The sequence below is a fragment of the Streptomyces sp. NPDC023838 genome (assembly GCF_040639555.1).
GTDB lineage: Bacteria > Actinomycetota > Actinomycetes > Streptomycetales > Streptomycetaceae > Streptomyces.
This window is the reverse complement of sequence record NZ_JBFAAD010000008.1, coordinates 1-20,573: the sequence shown is the minus strand read 5'-3', so window position 1 is coordinate 20,573 and position 20,573 is coordinate 1. Positions and strand designations below refer to the sequence as shown.

Here is a 20,573-nt window from a genome sequence, read left to right as displayed (position 1 = left end):
GGACTCACGAGGAGGAGCGCGTGTTGCCGACACCCGTGGCGGACGAAGGCGAACCGGTACAGCTCACGCCGGCGGGAGAGGTCGCGCGGATCCGCCTCAGTCGCCCCGGCCGTCTCAACGCCGTCGACGACCGGATGATCGACGCCTTCGCGTCCCACCTGGGCACCCTGCGCGTCCGCGACGACGTCCGGGTCGTCGTCCTGACCGGTGCCGGCCGGGCGTTCTGCGCCGGGGGTGACCTGAAGCGCCCGCCGCGCACCGGGCCGGCGGCGGAACAGACCGCGCTGCTGCGACGCCAGGCCGCCACGGTCGAGGCCCTCGCCGCGCTGCCCCAGGTCACCGTCGCTGCGGTGAACGGCGCCCGCGCCGGCCTCGGCGTCGGATGGGCCGCGGCCTGTACCCTGCGCGTCATCAGCGACACCGCGGTCGTCAACACCGCCTACCTCGCCGCCGGACTCTCCGGAGACTTCGGGGTCGCCTGGTGGCTCACCAGGCTGCTCGGTACCGGCGTCGCCGCGGACTGGATGCTGCGACCGCGCAAGATCGGGGCCCGCGAGGCGCAGGACCGTGGATTCGCCACCGTCCGGTGTCCCGGGAGCGAATTCGACGCGACCATGGAGGCCTTGGTCCGCGACCTGTGCGCGCGGCGCCCCGCAGCGCTGGCTGGGGCTCTCGCCAACCTCCGGCAGGCCCCCGACCAGCCGCTGTCCCGCTACCTGGACGACGAGAGCGCCAGGCATGTCGCCACACGCCGGGCGGGATCCGCGCTGCCGATCGCCGACGCGTCGGCGCACCGAGCGGTCCTGGACGAACTGGACGATAGGGCATCGCGATGAAGCCGTCATACCCCACCGTCCGCCAGGCGGCGTGAAGGCGTCCGGCCACGGCCAGGAGAGCGGCTCGGAAGGACTCGACGCCTACGTCGTCCGCAAGGCCGTACTCCAGCATCCGCCGCTCGCCCCCACCACGGCGAAGGACACCGCATGAACGACCACGTACAGCCACGGGTCGCCCTGATTACCGGCGCCGCCAGCGGAGTCGGCCGCGCGGTGGCACGCGAACTGCATGAACGCGGCTAACGGGTCGCGCTGCTCGACGTGCAGGGCGATGCCGCCGCCGAGGACGCCCGCGACCTCTCCGCCGACCACACCACCGCCCTGGCGTTCAAGGGGGACGTCACCGCCGAACGCGAAGTCGCCGCCGCCGTCCGGGAGGCGGCCGGGACCTGCGGCCGGCTCGACGTGGTCGTCAACTGCGGCGGTGCGGCCACACCCAGCATCCCCTTCACCGACACGACCTCCGCGTTGTGGCAGGACACCCTGGCCATCAACCTCATGGGCCCTGTGCACGTCAGCCGCGCGGCCATCCTTCTCCTGCGCGCCGGCCGGGGCGCCATCGTCAACATCAGCTCGGTGGCGGGCCTGCGCGCCCGGGCTCAGCTGTCCGCGTACTGCGCGGCGAAGGCGGTCCTGGTCTCGCTGACCCAGACCCTCGCTCTGGAGCTCGCGCCCGACCGCGTCCGGGTCAACTGCATTGCCCCCGGCGCAACGACCGTCAGTTCCGCGCCCTGTGCGCCTGGCTCGGCGCCCCCGAACTGGCCGACGAGCCGCAGTTCCGCACCAACACCCGAACGCGTGGCGAACCGCGCGGAACTCAGCCGTCGTATCGCGGACCTCATGGCGGGTGTCGACCTGGCGGAGGCCGCGGGGACGATGCTCGCGCACGGCATCCCCGCCAGTCCCGTCCGGCCACTGCCCGAGGTGGTGAAAGACCCGCAGGTCCGGCACCGGGAGATGGTGCAGGACGTCGGCGGCTACCGGGTCCTCGGCGTCTTGGTGAAGCCGGCCCGCACGCCGGGCGCGGTGACCACACCGCCCCGACCGCAGGGGGCCGACAGCCGTCGGGTGCTCAGCTGCCTCGGCATCGCATCCGACCGGATCGAGAAGCTGGTGCGCAACGGGGTCGTTCAGGCCCCGCCCGCCGACCTCGGCTCCGGCCTCGGCGAAGAGACGGAGGCGTGATGGCGCGCCCCTTCGAGCAAGATGGCGACGACCCGCTGCTCCCAGTCGTCGTCCAGGGTGAGTTCCTGCGTGTAGGCGCCGTAGAGCGCGCCGATGAGCATCGACGCCACGAGCGGGGCATCCGTCTCCGGCGGCAGTTCACCGGCGTCCACCGCCCTGGTGACGATCTCGGCGATGCGCTCCCGGCGCGGCTGGACGACCCAGCGGCGCCAGGCTTCGATGAGCTCGGGGTGGTGCGGCTCCTCGGCGAGCAGCGTGCCCACCATGGCCATGGGGACCGTGCGCTCGTAGGTCTCCCGTACGTCGTGCAGCTCCGCCACCAGATCCGCGCGCAGGTCGCCCACCGGGTGGGGACGGTCGCGGTGACTGTTGGCGATAGCCGCGGCGACGACTTCCGCCTTGTCCGACCAGCGCCGGTAGACCGCAGGCTTGGACACCCCGGCACGCTCGGCGATGGCTGCCACGGTCAGCCGCGGGAAGCCCACCTCCGCGAGCAGCTCCAGCGCCGCCGACAGGATCTGGTCGTCCGCGTCCAGCCGCGGCCGGCCGGGCCGGCGCCGAGCCTCGCCGTCAGCTCCTGCAGAAGTCATGCCCACAACCTACAAGGAGACGGCCGTGCCTGAGATCACGGACGTCGAGGTCGAACGCGACGGTGGAGTCACCCTCCTCCGGATGCGCAACCCCGGCAAGAAGAATGCCTTCGACCGGCACCTGCTCGACCGGCTGACCTCGGAGCTCGCCCGGGCGGGCCGAGACCCCGCGACGCGGGTGGTCGTCCTCACCGGAGCCGGGGACGCGTTCTGCGCTGGCGGTGACATCACCGCGATGGGCGGCGGCACCGACGCGACCGGCCGTCTGGACTACCTCACCGAGCACATCCACGCCGTGTCGCGTGCCCTGATGGACTGCCCCAAGCCGACCATCGCCATGATCAACGGCCCGGCGGTCGGCGCGGGACTGGACATCGCCCTCGCCTGCGACCTCAGGGTCGCCGCCCGGTCCGCCGTCCTACGGGAGGCCTACATCAGGGTCGGGCTGTCCGCGGGGGACGGCGGTGCCTGGCTGCTGCCCCGCCTCATCGGCCGCGGGCGTGCTCTGGACCTGCTGCTGACCGCACGAGCGATGAGCGCCGACGAGGCCGAGCACACCGGACTGGTCACGCTCGCCGTGCCTGACGCCGAGTTGAGCGAGCGGACCCTGGCGCCGGCCCACCGGCTCCAGGACATGCCCCGCAATGCCCTGACCGCCATGAAGCGGCTCGTCAACGACTGCGCGGAGACGTCCTTCGGCACCGGGCTGAACCTGTCCGCCCACTCCGTCGCCGTGCTGCAGAGCAGCGACGAGCACGCCGAAGCGGTCCACCGGACACGCGAGCGGCGCAGCCCCGAGCACACCGGGAGGAACACTTGAAGAACCGAGCAGCCGTCCTACGGGCCACCGGAGCCGAGCGGCCCTACACCACGGACCGCCCCCTCGCCGTCGAAGAACTCACGCTCGACGCACCTCGGCAGGGCGAACTACTGGTCCGCATACGCACCGCCGGCGTCTGCCACTCCGACCTGTCCGTCGTCACCGGCTCCCGGGTACGGCCCCTGCCGATGGCGCTGGGCCACGAGGCCGCCGGAGTGGTGGCCGAGGTCGGCCCGGCTGTCGCGGACGTGGCGGTCGGCGACCACGTCGTCCTGACCTTCGTGCCCAGCTGCGGCACCTGCGCCTACTGCAAGGAGGGCTCCGCCCCGCGCTGTGCGCGGCCGGCGGGGCCGCCAACGCCGCCGGTGACCTGCTGCGCGGCGGCGGACGACTGCACGACGCCGCGGGCGTGCCCGTCAGGCACCACCTCGGTGTGCCGGGCTTCGCCGAGTACGCGATCGTCGACCGCTCCTCGGCCGTCGTCATCGACGAGGACGTGCCCTTCGATGTGGCCGCCGTCCTCGGCTGCGCGATGCTCACGGGCTTCGGCGCGGTGCGTAACACGGCCGGAGTGTCGGCCGGTGACAGCGTCACCGAGCTCGGCCTCGGCGGAGTGGGGCAGGCCGCCGTGCTCGGAGCCGTCTCGTGCGGTGCGTCGCCGGTCGTCGCCGTGGACCCCGTGGCCGGCAAGCGGGAGCTGGCCCTCGCGCTCGGGGCGAGCCACGCCTGTGCCCCCGACGAGGCGGAGGGTCTGGTGCGCTCGCTGACCGGGGCGGCAGCCGCTGGGTGTTCGAGGCGGCCGGAGTACCCGCCGTCATGGAGCAGGCGTTCGCGTTGACCCGGCGAGGCGGCACGGCGGAGCGTGCCGGTGCCGTCGCCCATCACGGCGCCGCCATCGGCGTGGTCGCCGAGAGCGGTTGCCGCTAACAGTAGTGACCGGCGACGGACCTTGACTCTCCGTGCTGTCGTTCCCCGGCACCGCACTGGTGGCGTCGAATCAGTGAACAACCCGGCGGAGCACGCCGCTTGCTCTCCTTCGACCCCAAGCCCTCCTACAAGGCTCTCGAAATCTCCTCCTTCGACCTCAGAGGAGCTGAGTGGGACGTCCTTGGCCTGCGGCCGGGATGACCAGCGAGTGGTGCGGCTTGCACGCCATCGCGGTGAGCGGTTCGGCGGTGGTGCGCGGGGCGCCCTTGCGGCCGATCGGGACGATCAGCGCATGGTGGCGGCCCTGCGCGGCCAGCGCGGGCACCGGGCTGGGGATCGGCAGCTCGGTGCCGTGGTTGCGGAGCATCACGATGTACGGGTCAGTACCGAACCGTAGCGCTGCACGAGTGGCTCCTTCGCGAATGGAGTTGGTGAGACCGTCGGCCGGGCGTTGCCGCGCCCGGCCGACGGGGTGTGAAGGGGTCAGGAGCCCTGGGCGAGTTCGCCGCCGTGGTCGCGGGCGCACGAGAGTACGCGACCGCCAGAGGTGCGGTAGACATCGACGGAGCTGTCCTTGAAGTCGCCCCACACGGCGAGCCAGCCGTCGTGGTCGCCGACCTTCTGCTGGGAGTTGACCTTGCGCCGCCGGCGGTCGTGCCGCGGATGGTGATCTCCGAACCGTCGGCGAGAGGGACGCGCAGGTACGTGCCCGTGTTCCCTGTCTCTGACGGCCGCGTTGAACTCGTACCGCCGCGTCCGTCACACCTTTTCGGGACCCGCAGGACCGCCGTGTGGGCCCCGGCCGCGATCGGCAGCCCCGCGTATGACCGCCGCACGGTCGACGGCGAGCTGCACGTCACCTTCGACGAGCCGGTGCGGGGCGTCGCGCCGGGCCAGGCGATCGTGCTGTACACGGGCACGCGTGGTGGGTTCGGCGACGATCGCCACCACGCGGCGGCCCACGGCGGTGGGCCGAGCGTGAGGCCCTGAGCTACGGCCCCGCCTGCTCCTCGTTCCCGGCCCGCAGCGTCCGCGCGTACGCGGCGGGTGTCTGCCCGTACTGCCGCCGGCACGCCCGGATCAGGTGGCTGCTGTCGAAGAAGCCCCAGCGGGCGGCCGCCTCGCTGACGCTCAGGCGTACGGGGGAGGCGGTCAGGTCGCCGAGGGCGCGGTCGAGGCGGCGGCGCCGCACGTAGGCCATGACGGAGTCGCCCTGTGCGGCGAAGGCGCGGTGCAGGGTGCGTACGGAGACGTTCAGCTCCCCGGCCAGGGTCTGCGGGCCGAGGCCGGGATCGGCGAGGCGATCGTCGGCCAGTCGCCGCGCGGCGTCGGTCAGCGCCCGCGCGAACTGCGGCTCGTCGCCGTCGATCCTGTCGGCGAGGACGCCCTTGACCAGTTCCAGCAACGCGGCGCGGGCCGCGTGTACCGCGCCCGGGGACAGTTCGTCGAGGACGGGCCTCAGGTGGTCCAGGTAAGCGGTGAGCAGCCGGAGCGCGGGAGCGTCGGCCGGGCCGTCGACGGGGCGGTCGCCGAGGAGGGGACGCAGCTCGCCGGCAGGCAGGATGAGCACCTGCGAGCCGGTGCGTGGGCCGATGCCGAACTCCCACGACGGGTCGTTGTAGCGGGCGACGAACCGGCCGGCGGGGACGGTCAGCGGGCTGCCCCGGTTTTGCGAGCGGGTGAAGTGCCAGCCGCCCTGCTGGACGACGTGGAGGACCACGCGGTCGTTGAGGTGGTTGAACACCCCGCCGGTGCCGCCGGTGATGGCCTCGCTGTAGATGTCCTCGACCACCGCGTCGGCGATTTTGTGGTGGCGGATCCGGATCCGGTAGTCGCCGTCGTCGGCCGGGCGGGACGGCGGGATCGGGATCGCCTCTCCGACCTGCTCGTCCCAGCCGCGCCGCAGCAGGTCGAACGCGTCGGGGGCGCGGCCGGCCACCGACACGTCGACGAGGAACGTCCGGCCCGCCCGCGGCGGCGCACCGGGCGGTGTCCGCGGGTCCGGACTCACTCCTGCTCCCCGTCGGCTGCTCCGTCCCGGCAGCCGGTCGAACACGTGCTCATCTGATGGAAGTTAGCACGCGCCCCCGGTGGCACGGGCGTCCAGCGAACCGGGCACGCACGTCCACTTCGGGGGCGGGGCGCGGCTCCTAGCGTGTTGGACATCCAGCGGCGCGCGTGCGCCGGGCACACCGAGGAGTACCAACCCATGAGTTTCACCGTCCATGAGGGCCACAGAGATACGGACCGGCCCACCGGGGGAGTGCACGTACCGGCGGGAGCCGGGGTCACGACCTGGTTCAACGGCGACATCTACGGAGTCAGGCTCACCGCCGAGCAGACCGGGGGCGTGATCGGCGTCATCGAGGCGACCGTCCCCCCGGGCGGCGGCCCCGCCCCGCATGTGCACGCTGCCACCGACGAGACTTTCTACCTGGTCGGGGGCGAGCTGGAGTTCCTCGACGGGGACCGCGTCTTCACCGCCCGCACGGGCGACGTCGTCCACATCCCCCGCGGCACCGTCCACCGCTTCGTCAACCCGGGCATCCAGCCCGCCAAGCTGCTCTTCGTCTACACCCCGGGCGGTGCAGAGGGCCTCTTCGTCGAGGGCGGCGACGAGCCCGTGCCGGGCGTGCAGGTCCAGCCGTGGGGCCCGGAGCGGATCGACGACCGGATGCTCGGCCTCCTGGGGAAGTACGACACCGGCCTCCCGCCGGCTGACCGGTGAACCCCGTCCGCGCCTGAGGCGGTTCAGCGGGCGGTGGCAGGCGACGCCGGGTTGACCCCGACGCCTTAGTCGTGGTCGGCGCAACTCTGCTCGTAGCGGTGACGGCCCATGAAGACGCTCACCTGGTAAGGCGGCACAGCACCACAGCGCGCCCGGCCCTGACCGGTGCCCGGCGCGCTGTCACCCCCTCGTTCGCCCGACGAACACGGGGAACACCCAACGGCGGCAAGCAGCCCTGCCCTGCCCTTTGGGCACGGGCCGGTTACTTGGCGCACCCTGAAAGGAAGCAAGAGTGAAGAAGTCTTTGGGCGCCCCGCGAAGGGTTCGCTCGGCGCTGGTGGCTGCCACAGCCGTGGCCGCTGTGTTCACCGGCACTCTCACCACGGCGGGCTTGGCCCAGGCGAACACGGAATTCCGGCATGTGACGCATGTGTGGATGGACCTGGGCGACGGCCCCAGCGGTGAAGAGCGAATCCAGTACTCCACGTTCCTGGCCAGTCTGCGGGCGGCGGTGGAATCCCCGGCCGGAGGGGAGACACAGGACGCCAACGCCGGCCTTGTCCAGGCGTCCCTGAGCGCACTGGACGGACAGGGCAACCGGCACACCGTGGATTTGTGGATCAACCCGTCAAACCTGTACCTGGTGGGCTTCTCCAACGAGAACCACGTCACCTGGCAGTTCAACGACGTCCGAAGCAACGACGGACACGACATGGACCTCAACCGCCGGATAACGCAGACCACCGTCCCCTACCGACCGCAAACGTCCGGCCCGGTGCGTGATCTCTCCTTCGGGAGCAACTACAACTCCATGAGTGGAGCCGCCGGCCGCGACCGGTCGGCCATGGGCATCGGTTTCAACGACATCCGGGCCTCCATCGTGCAACTGGCCACGGTGCAGAACCCCTTCGGGGCGGGGCAGAGGGACACGGCCCGTTCCCTGATGCTGATGGTGCAGATGCTCTCCGAAGCTGCCCGCTTCAACGACATCGAGGGCGTCTTCCGCTCGGCGATGAGCACCTGGGATGTCCAGCGCCTGTCGTTCACGCACCAGCGGCTGGAGAACTCCTGGGACCCCATATCGGAGTACGCCCACGACCTGCAAGCGGGCCGGAACCCCCGCGCGCTCAACATCCCCGAGGTTGGGACGATCAACGGGATGAACTCAGTGCGACGCTACGTCCGGCTGCTCCTGGCTGACACGAAAGCCGCCAACGGTGACTGGAACCACGACGAGCTGTAGAAAACCGCGCTAACCCGCCCTGCTGAAGTGACCCCCGGGCGGACGTCGAAGCCGGTCACGTGGTGCCCCGCCGCCCCCCGGCGGGGCACCACGCTGCCATTTGTCGGCCACCAGACCGCCAAGGAACTCAGCCGGCCGACGGCGGTTGAGCCGGGCGCACCAAACGCTTCCACCACCACGCCGCCGGTGACCACATCGTTGCCTACGACGGACTGGAGATGGCCGCCGAACCCGGGCTCACCCTCACCATCTACACCGCCGAACCCGGCTCATCCCTCCGAAGAGGGGTTGCGCCTCCTCGCGTCCTGGGCCGCCACCCGAGATGTCGACGTCACGGAACCCTCCGCGACGAGCTGACCTCGACTTACGGCACGGCCCTGCCCGCCCCAGCCGGTATGGCCACACAACACCCCCCAGCGTGCTCACCCGCACGACTACTGAGTTTTTCGTTAGTTCTGTGGGTGCGGAGGCGGCAGTAGGCCCACGGGTTCGAAGCCGACCTGTGGACCCTGGAACTGGCCGGGATCGTGATTGGGCCTGGGCAGCGGACCAGGACTGGCTGACACTGGAGCGGCTGCCCGCCTACGCACCCGAACTCAACCCGGTGGAACTCCTCTGGTCGGCCATCAAGACCCGCGAGCTCGCCAACCTCGCCGGCGACCACCTCGCCGATGTCGCCGACGCCGCCGAATCCGGCATCCACCGCATCTGCTCCAACAACCAACTCCCCTGGCCCTTCCTCACCCACACCGGACTGACCATCCACCCCCAACCACCGCAGAACTAACGAGAAACTCAGTAGGGGGTGTTTCGAAAGTGCGGTGATCTGGGAGCATGGTGCGATGGATCATGTTCGGCAGATGGTTGGTTCTGGCTCGCCGCTCGAACCCCAAATCGGTTTTTCCCGGGCAATCCGCAAGGGGGCGCACGTCGCGGTGGCCGGGACCGCTCCCATCGGGGACGACGGAACGACCGTAGGACGAGGCGACGTCTATGCCCAGACTGTCAGATGTCTGGACATCGCAGACGCCGCACTGAAGGCAGCGGGGGCGTCGCTGGAGGACGTCGTGCGGACCCGCATCATGCTCACCGACGTGACTCGCTGGAAAGAAGCCGCACGAGCACACGGAGAGCGGTTCGCGTCGGTCCGTCCGGCCTGCACCTTCGTTGAGGTCTCACGCTTCATCGATCCCGAATGGCTCGTTGAAGTGGAGCTTGACGCCATCCTCGACTGACTCCCGGAAGCACTGGTCACAGCCACTCGTTGATGGCCGCGATCAGCACTGTGGCTTCGTAGCGGACGGCGAGCTTGTCGTACCTGGTGGCCACTGCGCGGTGGCGCTTGAGGTGATTGATCCCGCACTCCACCGCGTGGCGCTCTTTGTAGTCGTCCTTGTTGAACTTCGGGAGCCACCCGCCGAGGGAGCCGCGCTTCTTGCGGTTGGCGATCTGGTCGCGCTTCAGCGGGAGGGTGCAGCGGATGCCGCGTCGGCGCAGGTAGCCGCGGTTGGCGTGGGAGCCGTACGCCTTGTCCGCGCGGACCCGATCGGGGCGGACGCGTGGCCGGCCCGGCCCGATGCGGGGCACGCGGACTTCTCCAGCACGGTTTCGAACTGCGGCGAGTCGCCGCGCTGCCCGGCCGTTGTCCACTGCGACCGTGCCGAAGAGTGTTGAGTCCTCGCACGAATGCGATCCACCAGCCGGGGTCGGGTACCTGTCGGTCTAGAACCAAGGTCGTTCAGTCCTGGACGAGGTCACAGTCCAACGCCCCGGCGTTGACGTTCTGGGCGGTTGTAACCAGGTTGGCTGTTTCCGCGAGCGTGGTGTTCGGGGTGAGTTCCGTGTCGTCCAGAGCAATCGCGTAGTGATCGTTCACGGTGACGACCAGTTCTACGAGTGCGATCGAGTCCAGTTCCAGCTCCCCGAAGGTCGTTTCAGGTCGGAGTTCTGTCGGCGGTACAGCCAACCCTGTGGTGAGGTAGCTGACGATGAAATCGTATGGTGCCATTTGTCCGCTCATGGTCAATTTCCTTTGCGTGGTGTGAGGATGGGCCAGGAAAGTGCCGCTGACCCCCAGACGGCACCTCCGCCGAATGTGGTCAGGAGGGTTTTCGATCCTGGCTGCATGTCGATCTCGTTCATGACCAGGGGAATGGATGCCGACGAGGTGTTGCCCACCCGGCTGATGTTTCCGAACCGGCTCTCTTCGCTGACTCCGACAAGGTCGGCAACTTTTGACAGGATCCTCTGATTGGCTTGATGGCCGATGAACGCCTGCACGGAATCCGCGGACCATTGCATGTCCTGGAGAACCGCGCGTGAGGACTCGGTCATGCGTGAGACCGCGTGCTGGAAAAGCTGCTTTCCCTGCATGTTGACGCTGTGCCGGCGCCGGCCTTCCGTGACTTCGGGGTCGGGGGCCCTGGAGCCGCCGGCGGGGACGATGACCAGGTCCTTCAGAGCGCCGTCGCTGCCCAGCCGAACGCGGTGGACTGCCCCGGGTTCGGTGCCTTCTCCGTGCCGGAGAACGACCGCTCCGGCGCCGTCCGCGAAGATGACGGCAGTGGATCTGTCGGTGGGATCGATGAAAGTGGTCAGCGTGTCGGCGCCGATCAGCAGGACTCTTTCGACCGCGCCGGAGCGGATCCACACGTCTGCTGTTGCCAGGCCGTAGAGGAAACCGCCACAGGCGGCTCCCAGATCGAAGGCGGGTACGGTGCCGAGTCCCAGCTGGGCGGCGACGGCTGGCGCCGTCGACGGTGTGCGGTGGTCCGGCGTGGTGGTGGTGACGATCACTAGGTCCACGCCGCGGTCCCCAGCATTGAGCAGGGCGCGTTCAGCGGCGCGGACGGCCAGGTCACCAGTGCTGGTGCCGGGGTCCGCCCAGCGCCTCTCGATGATGCCGGTCCGGCTCCTGATCCATTCGTCGCTGGTGTCCAGCGCCGAGAAAGCCGGGTCGTCGTTCCTTACGACGCGGGGCGGAACATAAGCACCGATTCCACAGACGACCGACGAAATCGAAGAGGTCATCACATGCTCCTCGGGCAGGTCGAATGGTTTTCTTTCACGGCCATGACCGCGTATCGGAGAATCGCAGATCACCTCGGCGACGGTCAAACACCACCTCAGACATATCCTCACACAATAGAACTTTTATAAGGCTGATCCATGCGTGCCTCGCCGTCCGTAAATTGGATATCCGCTATTCAGCGTCTAGCATGGCGGCTCCCACGTATCGCAGCAGATCGGAGTTCCCGTATGAATTCAGGTAGGCGGGCGGTGCTGGCCGGCGTGGGGTCATGGGTTCCGCCGGATATCGTCTCCAATGGCGACCTGATGATCGACAGCATGGACATCTGGGTCCGAACGCGCATCGGTGTGGCCTCACGGCACAGGGTTAGCAAAGGGACCGCGACGGGGGACCTCGCGGTCAACGCGGCAGCTGCGGCGTTGCGCTCGGCCGGAGCGGCGACAGCAGATGTGCTCATTGTCGCCACTACGACGCCGGACCGGCTGTGCCCGGCGACAGCGCCCGACGTGGCGGCGCGTCTGTCCCTGGGCAACATCGCCGCCTTCGACTTGGGGGGCGGCTGCTCGGGATTCCTGTACGGCTGCGAGGTGGCGGCCGGTCTCATCGAGTCCGGAAGGGCGCGGCGGGTGGTGGTGGTCGGAGCGGACGCCGTGTCCTCGGTTGTCGACAGCACGGACCGTGCCACGGCCTACATCTTCGGGGACGGGGCAGGTGCCGCGGTCCTCGTAGCGGGCCATGCCGGTATGCCGGGCTGTCTGGGGCCCACGGTCTGGGGCAGTGATGGTTCACTGGCAGATGCCATCGCCATCGCCGGAGGGGGTTCCCGGCAGAAGGACCACGGCACCGATGGCGGCGACCGATTCGTGCGCATGCAGGGCGCGGTGGTGCTGCGTCAGGCTGTGCGCCGTATGGATCAGGCGGTACGCGCGGCGGTCGACGCCGCCGGCTGGCGCCTGGACGATGTCGACCGCCTGATTGCCCATCAGGCGAATGCGACCATCTCCTCCGCCCTTGCGGCGAGCCTGGGCCTCCCACGTGAACGGATGCCGTCCAACATTGCGGACACCGGCAACACCGCAGCAGCATCGGTTCCCCTGCTCCTGGCCGACGCGGCGTCGAACGGAACGCTGCGACCGGGTGACAGGGTCGCGCTGGTGGCGTTCGGGAGTGGCCTGACCTGGGCGGCCACCACCCTGGTGTGGCCCAGCACTCTTATCCCCCATTGATCCGGAGGTTTTCGTGGAAGATGAAGTTGTTCGGATCCTCACCCATGACGCGGGACTTCCCGCCGAACTCGTGAGCCCGTCGGCGACGCTGGCGAAGGCCGGGGTCGATTCCATGGCACTCGCGGTCCTGTCGATGGTGCTGGAGGACGCGCACGGTGTCGTGATCGGTGAGCACGAACTCGGCCAGGCCGCGACGGTCGGCGACCTGGCGTCCCTGGTGGCCGATCGGAAGGCCCTGGCATGAGCGCTTTCCCCGGCCTGCAGCGTGAACCGCACCCCTTCGCGGACGCCGACATCGACAACCACCATTTCGATCACGACGGCATGAGTTACGGCTGCCGGGTCGTCACGCCCCGCCGGCCCGCCGGGGAACCACTGCTGGTCATCGCGGGCGGCATGCAGGACATGTACTCCTGGGCCCGCCTGGAACGCCGGCTTGGATCACAGCACCAGATCCTGATCCACGAAATCCCCGACGTCGACCCCGCCCCCGACAAGGCCTACAACTGGGAGGCGCTGTCCTCGGCTGTCGTACGCACCCTGGATACGCTTGGCATCCCCACGTGCTGCGTGCTAGGCCCCTCGGCCGGCTACCCCGTCGCCTACCGCCTCGCCCAGAAGCATCCGCAACGGGTGTCCCGCCTGATCCTCATGGGCGCCAGCGCGCATCCGGTGACCGCCGTTACCGACGTCGTCCGTGAGGGGCAGCGCCGTTTGGCACTCCACGGGCCCGCCGCACCACGCTCACCGGACGACGCCGACCATGCCCGCGACGTGGAACGCGTGGTATCGGTACTTGTCAACGCGGACGCGGCGCGCACGATCACTCCCGTCCGCGCTGCCGCGCGTGTTCTGTTCAACCGGCTGTATACCGCCCCGTGGGACCCCCTCGTCCACTACGCGAGTGCTCGTGGGCACCTCCTCTTCGAGGGGATGCTGCCGCCCGGCGGCCTGAGCGGGGTCCCCACTCTGGTGTGTACGGGTGAGTACGACACCACCACGACCCCGGAGCAGAACCGTGAGATCGCAGCCACCATCGAGGGCGCGGTGTTTCTGCTGATGAAAAACGCGGACCATCTGCTCCACATGGAACGCGACGCGGAGTTCGCCGATCTCGTCTCCCGGTTCCTCACCGGCGCCAGCCTCCTCGACCTGCCCTACTGCCTCTCCCCGGAGGCTTCCATCGCCACCGGAAACTGACCGTCCGCCACCGCGGTACCAGAGACAGGCACACACATGCGCACTCTGCTCGTCACGGCAGGCACCTGGGGCGACGTCGGCCCCTACATCGGGCTGGGCCTGCGTCTCCAGCAGGCAGGCCACGTCGTAACGCTAGCTGCCCCCGCCCGCTACACCCCAGCGGTGCGAGAGCATGGACTGTCCGCCTGCGATCTCGACTTCGACCCGGCCCGGCTCCGGCCCGTCATGGACACGGCGACGTTGCGCGCCCACCAGAGTCAGATGCTCAAAACCCTCTCCAACGGCATCGTCAGTCGGCTCCTGCACGAGGTGACACGCGCCATGGACGAAGGCGAACCTGTCGCCACCGTTCTGTCGTCCAGCGGGACCGCACCCGTCGTGGCCGCCATCGCGGCCCGCCGCGGCATTCGCCACGTCTGTCTCCCCCTGCAGCCCACCGTCGCCTGGCAGCAGGCACCGGAAGCAGGTGATCCCTCCAGCACCACAGCCATGCTCCTGCACCACCATACGATGCGGCGGACACTCACCGCCCTCGTCGCCCACCTGCTCGAAGACTCCCCCCACTCAGGCCGATGGGAGACCCTCCACGGCTTCAGCCGGCGCGTCGTCCCACGGCCCGCCAGCTGGCCGGACCACGCACAGATCTGCGGCTACTGGTGGCCCCCCACCACACTCGGCTGGAAGCCAGACCCCGCACTCACCGACTTCCTCCAGGCAGGACCCCCACCCGTCTACGTCGGCTTCGGCAGCCATACAGCTCTGGAGCAGCACCGCGTGAGCCAAGCCCAAGACCAGATCATCGAAGCACTACGCCAAGTCCGGCTGCGCGCCGTCATCCAGACCGGCGTCCCCCTGGCCGGAGAACCCAACGACGACCTCCACCTGGTGAACCACGTCCCCCACGAGTGGCTCATGCCCCGGGTCACCGCCGCCGTCCACCACGCGGGAGCAGGCACCACCGCCGCCACGCTGCGCGCGGGCATCCCGAGCGTGCCCCTCCCCATCATGACCGACCAGCCCTTCTGGGCCAGCAGACTCACCACCCTTGGGTGCGCACCGGAAGCCATCCCCCACACCGGGCTGTCAACGGCTCGACTCGCCCAAGCCCTGCAAGCCGCTACCAGCGAGCCCCGATACCGCGCCAACGCTCAGCGCCTCAGGCAACTGATCGCTTCCGAGGACGGCGCCGCAGCCGTCATCGAACGGATCACGCCCGGCAACTGTGCGGCCTAACCCTCCCCGCGACAGTCACACGCCTGCCAGACACACCAAAGATCAACCAACATTCGGGGAATACTCCTTGGATCTCCAATCGTGGCGCCACACGACGTACCGGCGGTTCGCAACCGCCCGACGTGTAAGGGTACTGCGCGAAAATCTACACACAATGTTCCCGGACATTTCAGACAGGCAACTCGATCATCTGACCGTTCGGTGCACACGGCAGGTTCTGCTGAGATTCTGCGAGTTCTTCACGCCGTCGTCCAGTCGCACCCGGTCGGGTTCCAGCAGGGTGAGCATCGCGAATCCTGAACGCCTGGCGAGGGGCCAAGGCGCGGTGGTCGTCACGGCACACATGGCATGCCCCATCCTTGCCGCCTACTGGATCGCAGAGAACTACGGTCCCGTATCGCTCGTCTCGTACACAAACAACCGCTACCCCAAAGTGCGGCTCTATCCATCCAGGAGAACGCGGCAGGTCAGATTCTCCAACGGCAGAGACCTCAGGCAGATCTCCGTCCTCCGAGAGCGTCTCGCACGCAATGAATTCGTCTTGGCCATGCCAGACACGCAGACACCCCCGCATGGAGGCGTCGAAGTACGGTTCTTCCGCCAACGCACACGGATGTTGGCGGGGCCCGCTCTACTCGCTTTGCAGGCGGGGGTCCCGCTCAACCCCCTGACGCTCTGGCATGACGGCTCATCAGTCATGCATGGTGAAATTCATCACGCTGTACGAATTTCCACACATGGCACCGTCCAGGAACGAGCAACGCAAGCAATCCAGGAAGTGGCGGACGTATTCGAGAAGGCGATCACGCGACATCCGGACAGCTGGGCGCTATTCAAACCGCTGTGGCCCTCCGCGATCGGCCACAAGAGTGGGCAGGCGGCTACGGACACGCAACGGTCACAGCCAGATACACCTCTTGCACCGCGATGACGCACTCGACGGGCGCTTACGGAAAACCATCTGACGTGACCGTGGCATATGGGCCGGCCATTTACAATGCTTTGCCCGGATGAGGTCAGCGTCCCGCTCCAGCGTGACCACCGCGTAGCTGTGCCGCAGCACATGAGGAGTCGCACGCAGCCCCACCTGCCCCGCCGCGCACCGGGCATTGGCATCGGCGAAAACCTGCTTCCAGCCGGACACCGACATCGGCAGCCCCCACTGGTTCAGCCACACCATCGCCGGCTCCCACCCATCGGGCCCCGCCACCAGCAGCCTGCGCCGCTCACCCGCCCCCAGACGCGACACCGGCACCCACCGCCCGCCGATCCGAACAGCCGGCCGCGCCGGATCCTCCACGACCGGCGACCGGGGACCCGGCGTGTAGAACCCGCGGGCCCGCCCGTAGTCGAGCATCTCCCGCCGATCCCATGCCATGTACTCCCACACCTCCCGCAGCGTCGACACCGGCACGTACACCGCGCGCCCCGAGCAACCCTTCGAGATCTCGTCGGGCAGCACCGTGCGGGCGTTGACGATCCCGGACCCGGGCGGAGGCAGCTCGGGCAACTCGAAGACGGTCAACGCCGCCTGCTCTGACAGCCGCAGCCCCGTATGGACCAGCGTGTCGGCGAACGCAGCGTTCCGGGCGGCCCACCGCCCGCGGAATCCCGGCCGCGGCAGCTCATCGGCGTCGAACCCGCACCGCCCTACATTCCTCCACCGCCGATAGGAGGCCGGCGGCAGCCCCCTCACCTCCCGGCGCGAACCGACCCGAGAGGCCTCCGCCGGCACCAGCCGCGCCGCACCACCCCCGGCCGCAGGCCACGCAATAGCACATCCCGGTTCCCGGCTGGCCCTACTCGATCATCTGCGCACTCGAACCCGGCCGCAGTTCGTGGACCCAACCGCTGGACGCGACCCGCCTGGCGCCCGGCGATGACACCGCCACCGTCACTGCCCTGCAGCTACGCAGTCTGCCCCGGCGGCTGATCGACTCCGGGCAGTGGCAGGAAAACGACCCCGACATTCTCGTCGTCGCGGACGCCGGATACGACGCCCCCCCCGCCTCGCGTTTCTCCTGCAGGATCTACCCGTGCAGGTGCTGGCGCGGATGCGCTCGGACCGCGTAACCTGCTTTTGACCTCAAGGTCAAAAATGGTGTTACGGTGGCGCCGTGGGCAGGCCTAAGCAGTTCGATCCGGACGTGGCGGTGGAGCGCGCGATGGGCGTGTTCTGGCGCAAGGGGTATGCCGCGACGACGCCGCAGGACCTCGTGGACGAGATCGGCATCGGCAAGGGCAGTCTGTACAACACCTTCGGCAGCAAGCATGCCTTGTTCGAGCGGGCACTTATGCGCTACCGCGACTCACAGGCCGCGTGGCTGGAGGCGCTTCTCGATCACCCCGGTTCAGCGAAGGATCGACTGCGGGGTGCGCTGGAGGCGCTGGTCGAGCTCGATCTGGGAGACCCGGATCGGCGCGGCTGCATGGCGGTCAACACCGCCGCCGAGTTGGCTACCTCGGACGCTGAGACGACGGACACGGTGCGCAAGATGTTCACACGTACGGAGAGTGCGTTCCGGGCGACCATTGAGGAAGGCCAGCGGGCCGGCGAGATCGCCGGTGGCCGCGACGCGGCGGCGACGGCCGCCTGGTTGCTCGCGACAGTGATCGGCATGCGGGTGCTGGCGAAGACCGCCGAGGATGCCACGCAGTTGAGGCGGGTCGTGGACGCGGCGATGGAGTCGCTCTAGTCCGGCACCGCGGGTCAGTGCCGTCCTCTTTTGTGGCCTAATTTTGTACCTGTAATTCAAATACGTTCAAGGAGTCTGACATGGAGCTCGATCTCGCCGGGAAGACCGCGGTCGTCACCGGGGCCAGCCGAGGCGTGGGCCTCGCGATCACACGGCAGCTCGTCGCCGAGGGGGTCCGCGTGGTGGGTGCGGCCCGCACGATCACGGCCGAGCTGAAGGAGGCCGGCGCCCACCCGGTCGCGGTCGACCTGAGCACGCCGGAAGGTGCCGAGGAGTTGGGGGCGCAGGCGCTCGTGGAACTCGGCGGCGTAGACATCCTGGTCAACAATCTGGGCGGCGGTGACACGTTCACCCTGAACGGGTTCCTCGCGACCGACGACGCCCTGTGGACGCAGAGCTTCGAGGTCAACCTGTTCGGCACGGTCCGGGTCACCCGTCGGCTGCTGCCGAGCATCTTGGAGCGCCGCGGTTCGGTGGTGAACATCTCGTCGATGAGCGCACGCTTGCCGGGCACGGGCCCGATCGAGTACGGCGTCGCGAAGGCGGGGCTTAACGCGTTCGGCAAGGCACTGTCCGAGGAGTTCGGCCCCCAGGGTGTACGTGTGAACACTGTCTCTCCCGGTCCGACGCGTACCGGTATGTGGGAGGACGCCAACGGTTTTGGTGCCCGCCTCGCAGAGGCGAACGGTGTCAGGCACCGCGACTTCGTGGCAGGGGTGCCCGCAGCGATGGGAATGACCACTGGCCGCATGGTCGAGGCCGACGAGGTCGCGGCCGTCGTCGCGTTTCTCGTCTCGGACCGCGCGGCAAGCGTCACCGGCGCTGATTACGTCGTCGAGGGCGGCGGCATCAAGACGGTGTGAGACGACTGGCGCGCTGGGGCGGTGAGGAGACGTCCGCCCCAGCGGATGCCCTTCTCGCTGCGGACGAAGGCGCGTCATTGCGCGGCCAAGACGTCGGGGTTCCGGGCATTCTGATTGCGCCAGTGCAGGTACCGGCGCAACTCACGTGCCTGACAGTGTGGTTGGGGTGATGGGAGTTGGCGAGGGTGAACTGTCACAGTGGCCCGAAGTGCGCCTCGATCGGGTTCGCCCAGGACGCGTTCGTCGGGGTGAAGCACAGCTCGACCTCGTTCTGGGCTGCCCAGCGCAGGATGCGCGCGTTCTTGTGGGCGGAGAGGTTGTCCAGGATCACGGAGATCGGGGCGCCGTCGGGACGTGCTGACCGGATGGTCAGCGTCTCGCGGCCGATGCGTATCGGACGGGCGACGTTGCGCCGCAGATGGCCGGCGAGCTTGCGAATCGACCAGCGGGTGAAGGGCCTGCCGAGCTTGGTGGGGCGGGTGGTGGCTTCTGGATGACGAACTCCTCGTCATCATCGCTGAGCAGGCGGGGACGGCCTCCCGCCCACTGAGGGTCCAGGCAGGCCAGCCCGATCTCGTTGAAGCGGTGGATTACGTCACGGACGGTGTCCTCGTCCGCCTGCACCAGACTCGCGATCACCGGCACGGTGTTCCCGCCCGCCGAGACCCGGAGCATCATCGCCCTGCGGAACTGCACCGTGCTGGTGCTGCCTCGCCGAACGACGCGCTGCGGCTTCTGCTCCTCCTGCTCAGTCAGGCTGCGAACCCTGACCGGCTCTGCCATTCCGCCACGCCACCCCGTACTGATCGGACATGACGTCACATTCAACCCGAGCGGGATCAGTGAGCACCAACTCGGTGATCGTTTCCGGTCACAGCACTGCCCCCGCCGGATGCTCCGGCGGGGGCTTTTGTGCGTAACGGGTCACGCTGGCGAGGGGCGCACTTCCGGGACCCGCTGTATTCGGGTTCGCCGCTGTCGAGGATGCGGAGCAGGGACGCGGTGACGACACGGGTGCTGCGGCCGATGCGGAGCACTCGGCAGGGGAACTCTCCCGGTAGTAATCGCCGTAAGACCAACGGAAATCGCTGACCTGCATTGATGTGACGCCGGCGCGTCCGGAGCGGTCCGGTGTACGGGTTCGGGATTCGACGAATGCCTCTTTGCGACGTGTGGGCGCTACTACGCTCCCTGGGGTGACCAGTCCGCTGCTGCCTCCGCCCGTTGCCCCGTCCGACCTGCTGAAGGTTCTCGAGGTGCTGGGCGTCAAGTTCAGCACCGGCCCTGACACCGGGAAGAAAGTGGATCTGGTCCTCGGTCTCTCGCACGGGTTGATCGGGGCGGCTGAGCAGCACGCGATGCGCGCCGAGCAGGCCGCCCGGTCGGTCGGAGCAGCGATCGACGACATTGGTGAGGCCACCGGGCAGGTGTTCAACGCGGCCGGCTGCCGCAGTGTCAGCGAGGAAATCGCGCTGCTCTCCTGGCGGGCGCAGCGCCATGCCCAGGCGGTCGGCCAGGTCAATGAGAACTATCCGCCAGACGAGTTGATGAAGACCATCGCGCTGGTTCGGTAGCTTTGTCGGGTCTGCTGTCTGCGGCGCAGAAGCCTGTGCTCACGCTGAACCGGGCGCTGGCCATCGCGATGGTCCAGGGGCCAGGTGCGGGTCTGGTCCTGCTCGACACCCGCGACGCCGACCCTCGCATAACCGGCAGCCACCGCCTCGCGGCGGTGCGGGCCCAACTGCTCGACATGGCCGGTGACCACGAGACCGCAGTCACGCACTATCGCGCCGCCGCGGAGCAGACCACCAGCCGCTCCGAACGGGAATACCTCCTTCGACAGGTCCACCGAACCTCCTGAGCTGGCACGCTGAACGATGCTCGGCCGCAGCCTCGGGCTCTAGGGCCTGTCTGATAATTGATCTTGTGGTGGGTCGTGGTGAGTTGACGGATGCGGCGTGGGAGCGGATAGCGCCCCTGCTGCCTGGTGTTGAT

At 68.8% G+C, this 20,573-nt stretch carries 23 protein-coding genes and 6 pseudogenes; 21 read left to right on the top strand and 8 right to left on the bottom strand.

Going from position 1 to position 20,573, the window contains the following annotated elements; all coding sequences use genetic code 11:
* Positions 1-20 precede the first annotated feature (20 nt).
* Both AB0G17_RS12550 and AB0G17_RS12545 read left to right on the top strand, forming a co-directional pair.
* Positions 21-836 (top strand): enoyl-CoA hydratase/isomerase family protein, encoded by an 816-nt coding sequence (locus AB0G17_RS12550; RefSeq protein ID WP_361379907.1) that lies wholly within the window; start codon positions 21-23, stop codon positions 834-836.
* 252 nt (positions 837-1,088) lie between these two features.
* Positions 1,089-2,021: an SDR family NAD(P)-dependent oxidoreductase gene (locus AB0G17_RS12545; protein ID WP_361380589.1), complete on the top strand. Its 933-nt coding sequence runs from the start codon at positions 1,089-1,091 to the stop codon at positions 2,019-2,021.
* Here the strand turns inward: AB0G17_RS12545 and AB0G17_RS12540 are convergent.
* A complete protein-coding gene (locus AB0G17_RS12540; protein WP_361379904.1) occupies positions 1,967-2,611 on the bottom strand; it encodes a TetR/AcrR family transcriptional regulator in 645 nt (214 codons plus the stop codon). The genes AB0G17_RS12545 and AB0G17_RS12540 overlap by 55 nt on opposite strands.
* 25 nt (positions 2,612-2,636) lie before the next feature.
* Between AB0G17_RS12540 and AB0G17_RS12535 the strand changes: the two genes are divergently transcribed.
* From AB0G17_RS12535 to AB0G17_RS12525, 3 genes and pseudogenes are all read left to right on the top strand, one after another.
* Positions 2,637-3,431, top strand: coding sequence for an enoyl-CoA hydratase/isomerase family protein (locus AB0G17_RS12535; RefSeq protein WP_361379901.1), 795 nt, complete (start codon positions 2,637-2,639; stop codon positions 3,429-3,431).
* Positions 3,428-3,712, top strand: a pseudogene (locus AB0G17_RS12530) (alcohol dehydrogenase catalytic domain-containing protein); the annotation flags it as partial. The gene AB0G17_RS12535 and the pseudogene AB0G17_RS12530, both read left to right, overlap by 4 nt.
* A gap of 128 nt (positions 3,713-3,840) precedes the next feature.
* Positions 3,841-4,269, top strand: a complete 429-nt coding sequence (locus AB0G17_RS12525) for a zinc-binding dehydrogenase (RefSeq protein ID WP_361380637.1) — start codon at positions 3,841-3,843, stop codon at positions 4,267-4,269.
* Positions 4,270-4,515: 246 nt separating this feature from the next.
* Here AB0G17_RS12525 and AB0G17_RS12520 read toward each other — a convergent pair whose 3' ends face one another.
* The gene (locus AB0G17_RS12520; RefSeq protein ID WP_361379898.1) at positions 4,516-4,728 is read right to left on the bottom strand and encodes a hypothetical protein; all 213 of its coding nucleotides are present in this window, start codon (positions 4,726-4,728) and stop codon (positions 4,516-4,518) included.
* 467 nt (positions 4,729-5,195) lie between these two features.
* Here AB0G17_RS12520 and AB0G17_RS12515 point away from each other — a divergent pair.
* Positions 5,196-5,340 (top strand): annotated as a pseudogene (locus tag AB0G17_RS12515) (aminomethyltransferase beta-barrel domain-containing protein); the annotation flags it as partial.
* A 9-nt stretch (positions 5,341-5,349) separates the two neighbouring features.
* Here AB0G17_RS12515 and AB0G17_RS12510 read toward each other — a convergent pair.
* Entirely contained in the window at positions 5,350-6,369 is a 1,020-nt protein-coding gene (locus AB0G17_RS12510; protein WP_361379895.1) for a helix-turn-helix domain-containing protein, read from the bottom strand.
* 198 nt (positions 6,370-6,567) lie between these two features.
* Here AB0G17_RS12510 and AB0G17_RS12505 point away from each other — a divergent pair, with 198 nt between their 5' ends.
* From AB0G17_RS12505 to AB0G17_RS12485, 5 genes and pseudogenes are all read left to right on the top strand, one after another.
* Positions 6,568-7,086, top strand: a complete 519-nt coding sequence (locus AB0G17_RS12505) for a cupin domain-containing protein (RefSeq protein ID WP_361379892.1) — start codon at positions 6,568-6,570, stop codon at positions 7,084-7,086.
* Positions 7,087-7,423: 337 nt separating this feature from the next.
* On the top strand, positions 7,424-8,329 hold the full coding sequence (locus AB0G17_RS12500) for a ribosome-inactivating family protein (protein WP_361379889.1): 906 nt from the start codon (positions 7,424-7,426) through the stop codon (positions 8,327-8,329).
* A gap of 158 nt (positions 8,330-8,487) precedes the next feature.
* A pseudogene (locus AB0G17_RS12495) lies at positions 8,488-8,686 on the top strand (transcriptional regulator); the annotation flags it as partial.
* Between the two features lie 145 nt (positions 8,687-8,831).
* Positions 8,832-9,116, top strand: a complete 285-nt coding sequence (locus tag AB0G17_RS12490) for a transposase (protein WP_361379886.1) — start codon at positions 8,832-8,834, stop codon at positions 9,114-9,116.
* Between the two features lie 55 nt (positions 9,117-9,171).
* Positions 9,172-9,564, top strand: coding sequence for a RidA family protein (locus tag AB0G17_RS12485; protein ID WP_361379883.1), 393 nt, complete (start codon positions 9,172-9,174; stop codon positions 9,562-9,564).
* A 16-nt stretch (positions 9,565-9,580) separates the two neighbouring features.
* Here the strand turns inward: AB0G17_RS12485 and AB0G17_RS12480 are convergent.
* The 3 genes and pseudogenes from AB0G17_RS12480 to AB0G17_RS12470 form a co-directional block, all read right to left on the bottom strand.
* Positions 9,581-9,972: pseudogene (locus AB0G17_RS12480) on the bottom strand (transposase); the annotation flags it as partial.
* 95 nt (positions 9,973-10,067) lie between these two features.
* On the bottom strand, positions 10,068-10,349 hold the full coding sequence (locus tag AB0G17_RS12475) for an acyl carrier protein (RefSeq protein WP_361379880.1): 282 nt from the start codon (positions 10,347-10,349) through the stop codon (positions 10,068-10,070).
* Between the two features lie 2 nt (positions 10,350-10,351).
* On the bottom strand, positions 10,352-11,446 hold the full coding sequence (locus AB0G17_RS12470; RefSeq protein ID WP_361379877.1) for a beta-ketoacyl-ACP synthase III: 1,095 nt from the start codon (positions 11,444-11,446) through the stop codon (positions 10,352-10,354).
* Positions 11,447-11,608: 162 nt separating this feature from the next.
* On the opposite strand from AB0G17_RS12470, the gene AB0G17_RS12465 reads away from it, so the two are divergent.
* Genes AB0G17_RS12465 through AB0G17_RS12445 form a run of 5 tightly spaced genes read left to right on the top strand, consistent with a single transcriptional unit; the run spans position 11,609 to position 15,950 of the window.
* Entirely contained in the window at positions 11,609-12,586 is a 978-nt protein-coding gene (locus AB0G17_RS12465) for a beta-ketoacyl-ACP synthase 3 (protein WP_361379874.1), read from the top strand.
* 13 nt (positions 12,587-12,599) lie between these two features.
* Complete coding sequence (locus tag AB0G17_RS12460) at positions 12,600-12,830, top strand: acyl carrier protein (RefSeq protein ID WP_361379871.1); 231 nt, start codon at positions 12,600-12,602, stop codon at positions 12,828-12,830.
* Positions 12,827-13,786 carry an alpha/beta hydrolase gene (locus AB0G17_RS12455; RefSeq protein ID WP_361379868.1) on the top strand — a complete coding sequence of 320 codons (960 nt, stop codon included), beginning with the start codon at positions 12,827-12,829 and terminating at the stop codon, positions 13,784-13,786. Before AB0G17_RS12460 ends, AB0G17_RS12455 begins: the two co-directional genes overlap by 4 nt.
* Before the next feature lie 36 nt (positions 13,787-13,822).
* Positions 13,823-15,019 (top strand): nucleotide disphospho-sugar-binding domain-containing protein, encoded by a 1,197-nt coding sequence (locus tag AB0G17_RS12450; RefSeq protein WP_361379865.1) that lies wholly within the window; start codon positions 13,823-13,825, stop codon positions 15,017-15,019.
* Entirely contained in the window at positions 15,009-15,950 is a 942-nt protein-coding gene (locus tag AB0G17_RS12445) for a hypothetical protein (protein WP_361379862.1), read from the top strand. The genes AB0G17_RS12450 and AB0G17_RS12445 overlap by 11 nt, the downstream gene beginning before the upstream one ends.
* Here AB0G17_RS12445 and AB0G17_RS12440 read toward each other — a convergent pair.
* Positions 15,918-16,544: a hypothetical protein gene (locus AB0G17_RS12440; protein WP_361379859.1), complete on the bottom strand. Its 627-nt coding sequence runs from the start codon at positions 16,542-16,544 to the stop codon at positions 15,918-15,920. The two genes, AB0G17_RS12445 and AB0G17_RS12440, sit on opposite strands and share 33 nt — an antisense overlap.
* Before the next feature lie 251 nt (positions 16,545-16,795).
* Here AB0G17_RS12440 and AB0G17_RS12435 point away from each other — a divergent pair.
* The 3 genes and pseudogenes from AB0G17_RS12435 to AB0G17_RS12425 form a co-directional block, all read left to right on the top strand.
* A pseudogene (locus tag AB0G17_RS12435) lies at positions 16,796-17,091 on the top strand (transposase); the annotation flags it as partial.
* 45 nt (positions 17,092-17,136) lie between these two features.
* Positions 17,137-17,715 (top strand): TetR/AcrR family transcriptional regulator, encoded by a 579-nt coding sequence (locus tag AB0G17_RS12430; RefSeq protein ID WP_361379856.1) that lies wholly within the window; start codon positions 17,137-17,139, stop codon positions 17,713-17,715.
* An 80-nt stretch (positions 17,716-17,795) separates the two neighbouring features.
* Positions 17,796-18,578 (top strand): oxidoreductase, encoded by a 783-nt coding sequence (locus AB0G17_RS12425; RefSeq protein WP_361379853.1) that lies wholly within the window; start codon positions 17,796-17,798, stop codon positions 18,576-18,578.
* On the opposite strand, the pseudogene AB0G17_RS12420 reads toward AB0G17_RS12425, so the two are convergent.
* Positions 18,542-19,361, bottom strand: a pseudogene (locus AB0G17_RS12420) (helix-turn-helix domain-containing protein). The gene AB0G17_RS12425 and the pseudogene AB0G17_RS12420 overlap by 37 nt on opposite strands.
* Before the next feature lie 413 nt (positions 19,362-19,774).
* Between AB0G17_RS12420 and AB0G17_RS12415 the strand changes: the two are divergent.
* Both AB0G17_RS12415 and AB0G17_RS12410 read left to right on the top strand, forming a co-directional pair.
* The gene (locus tag AB0G17_RS12415) at positions 19,775-20,152 is read left to right on the top strand and encodes a hypothetical protein (RefSeq protein ID WP_361379850.1); all 378 of its coding nucleotides are present in this window, start codon (positions 19,775-19,777) and stop codon (positions 20,150-20,152) included.
* 35 nt (positions 20,153-20,187) lie between these two features.
* Complete coding sequence (locus tag AB0G17_RS12410; protein ID WP_361379847.1) at positions 20,188-20,439, top strand: hypothetical protein; 252 nt, start codon at positions 20,188-20,190, stop codon at positions 20,437-20,439.
* Positions 20,440-20,573: the final 134 nt, after the last annotated feature.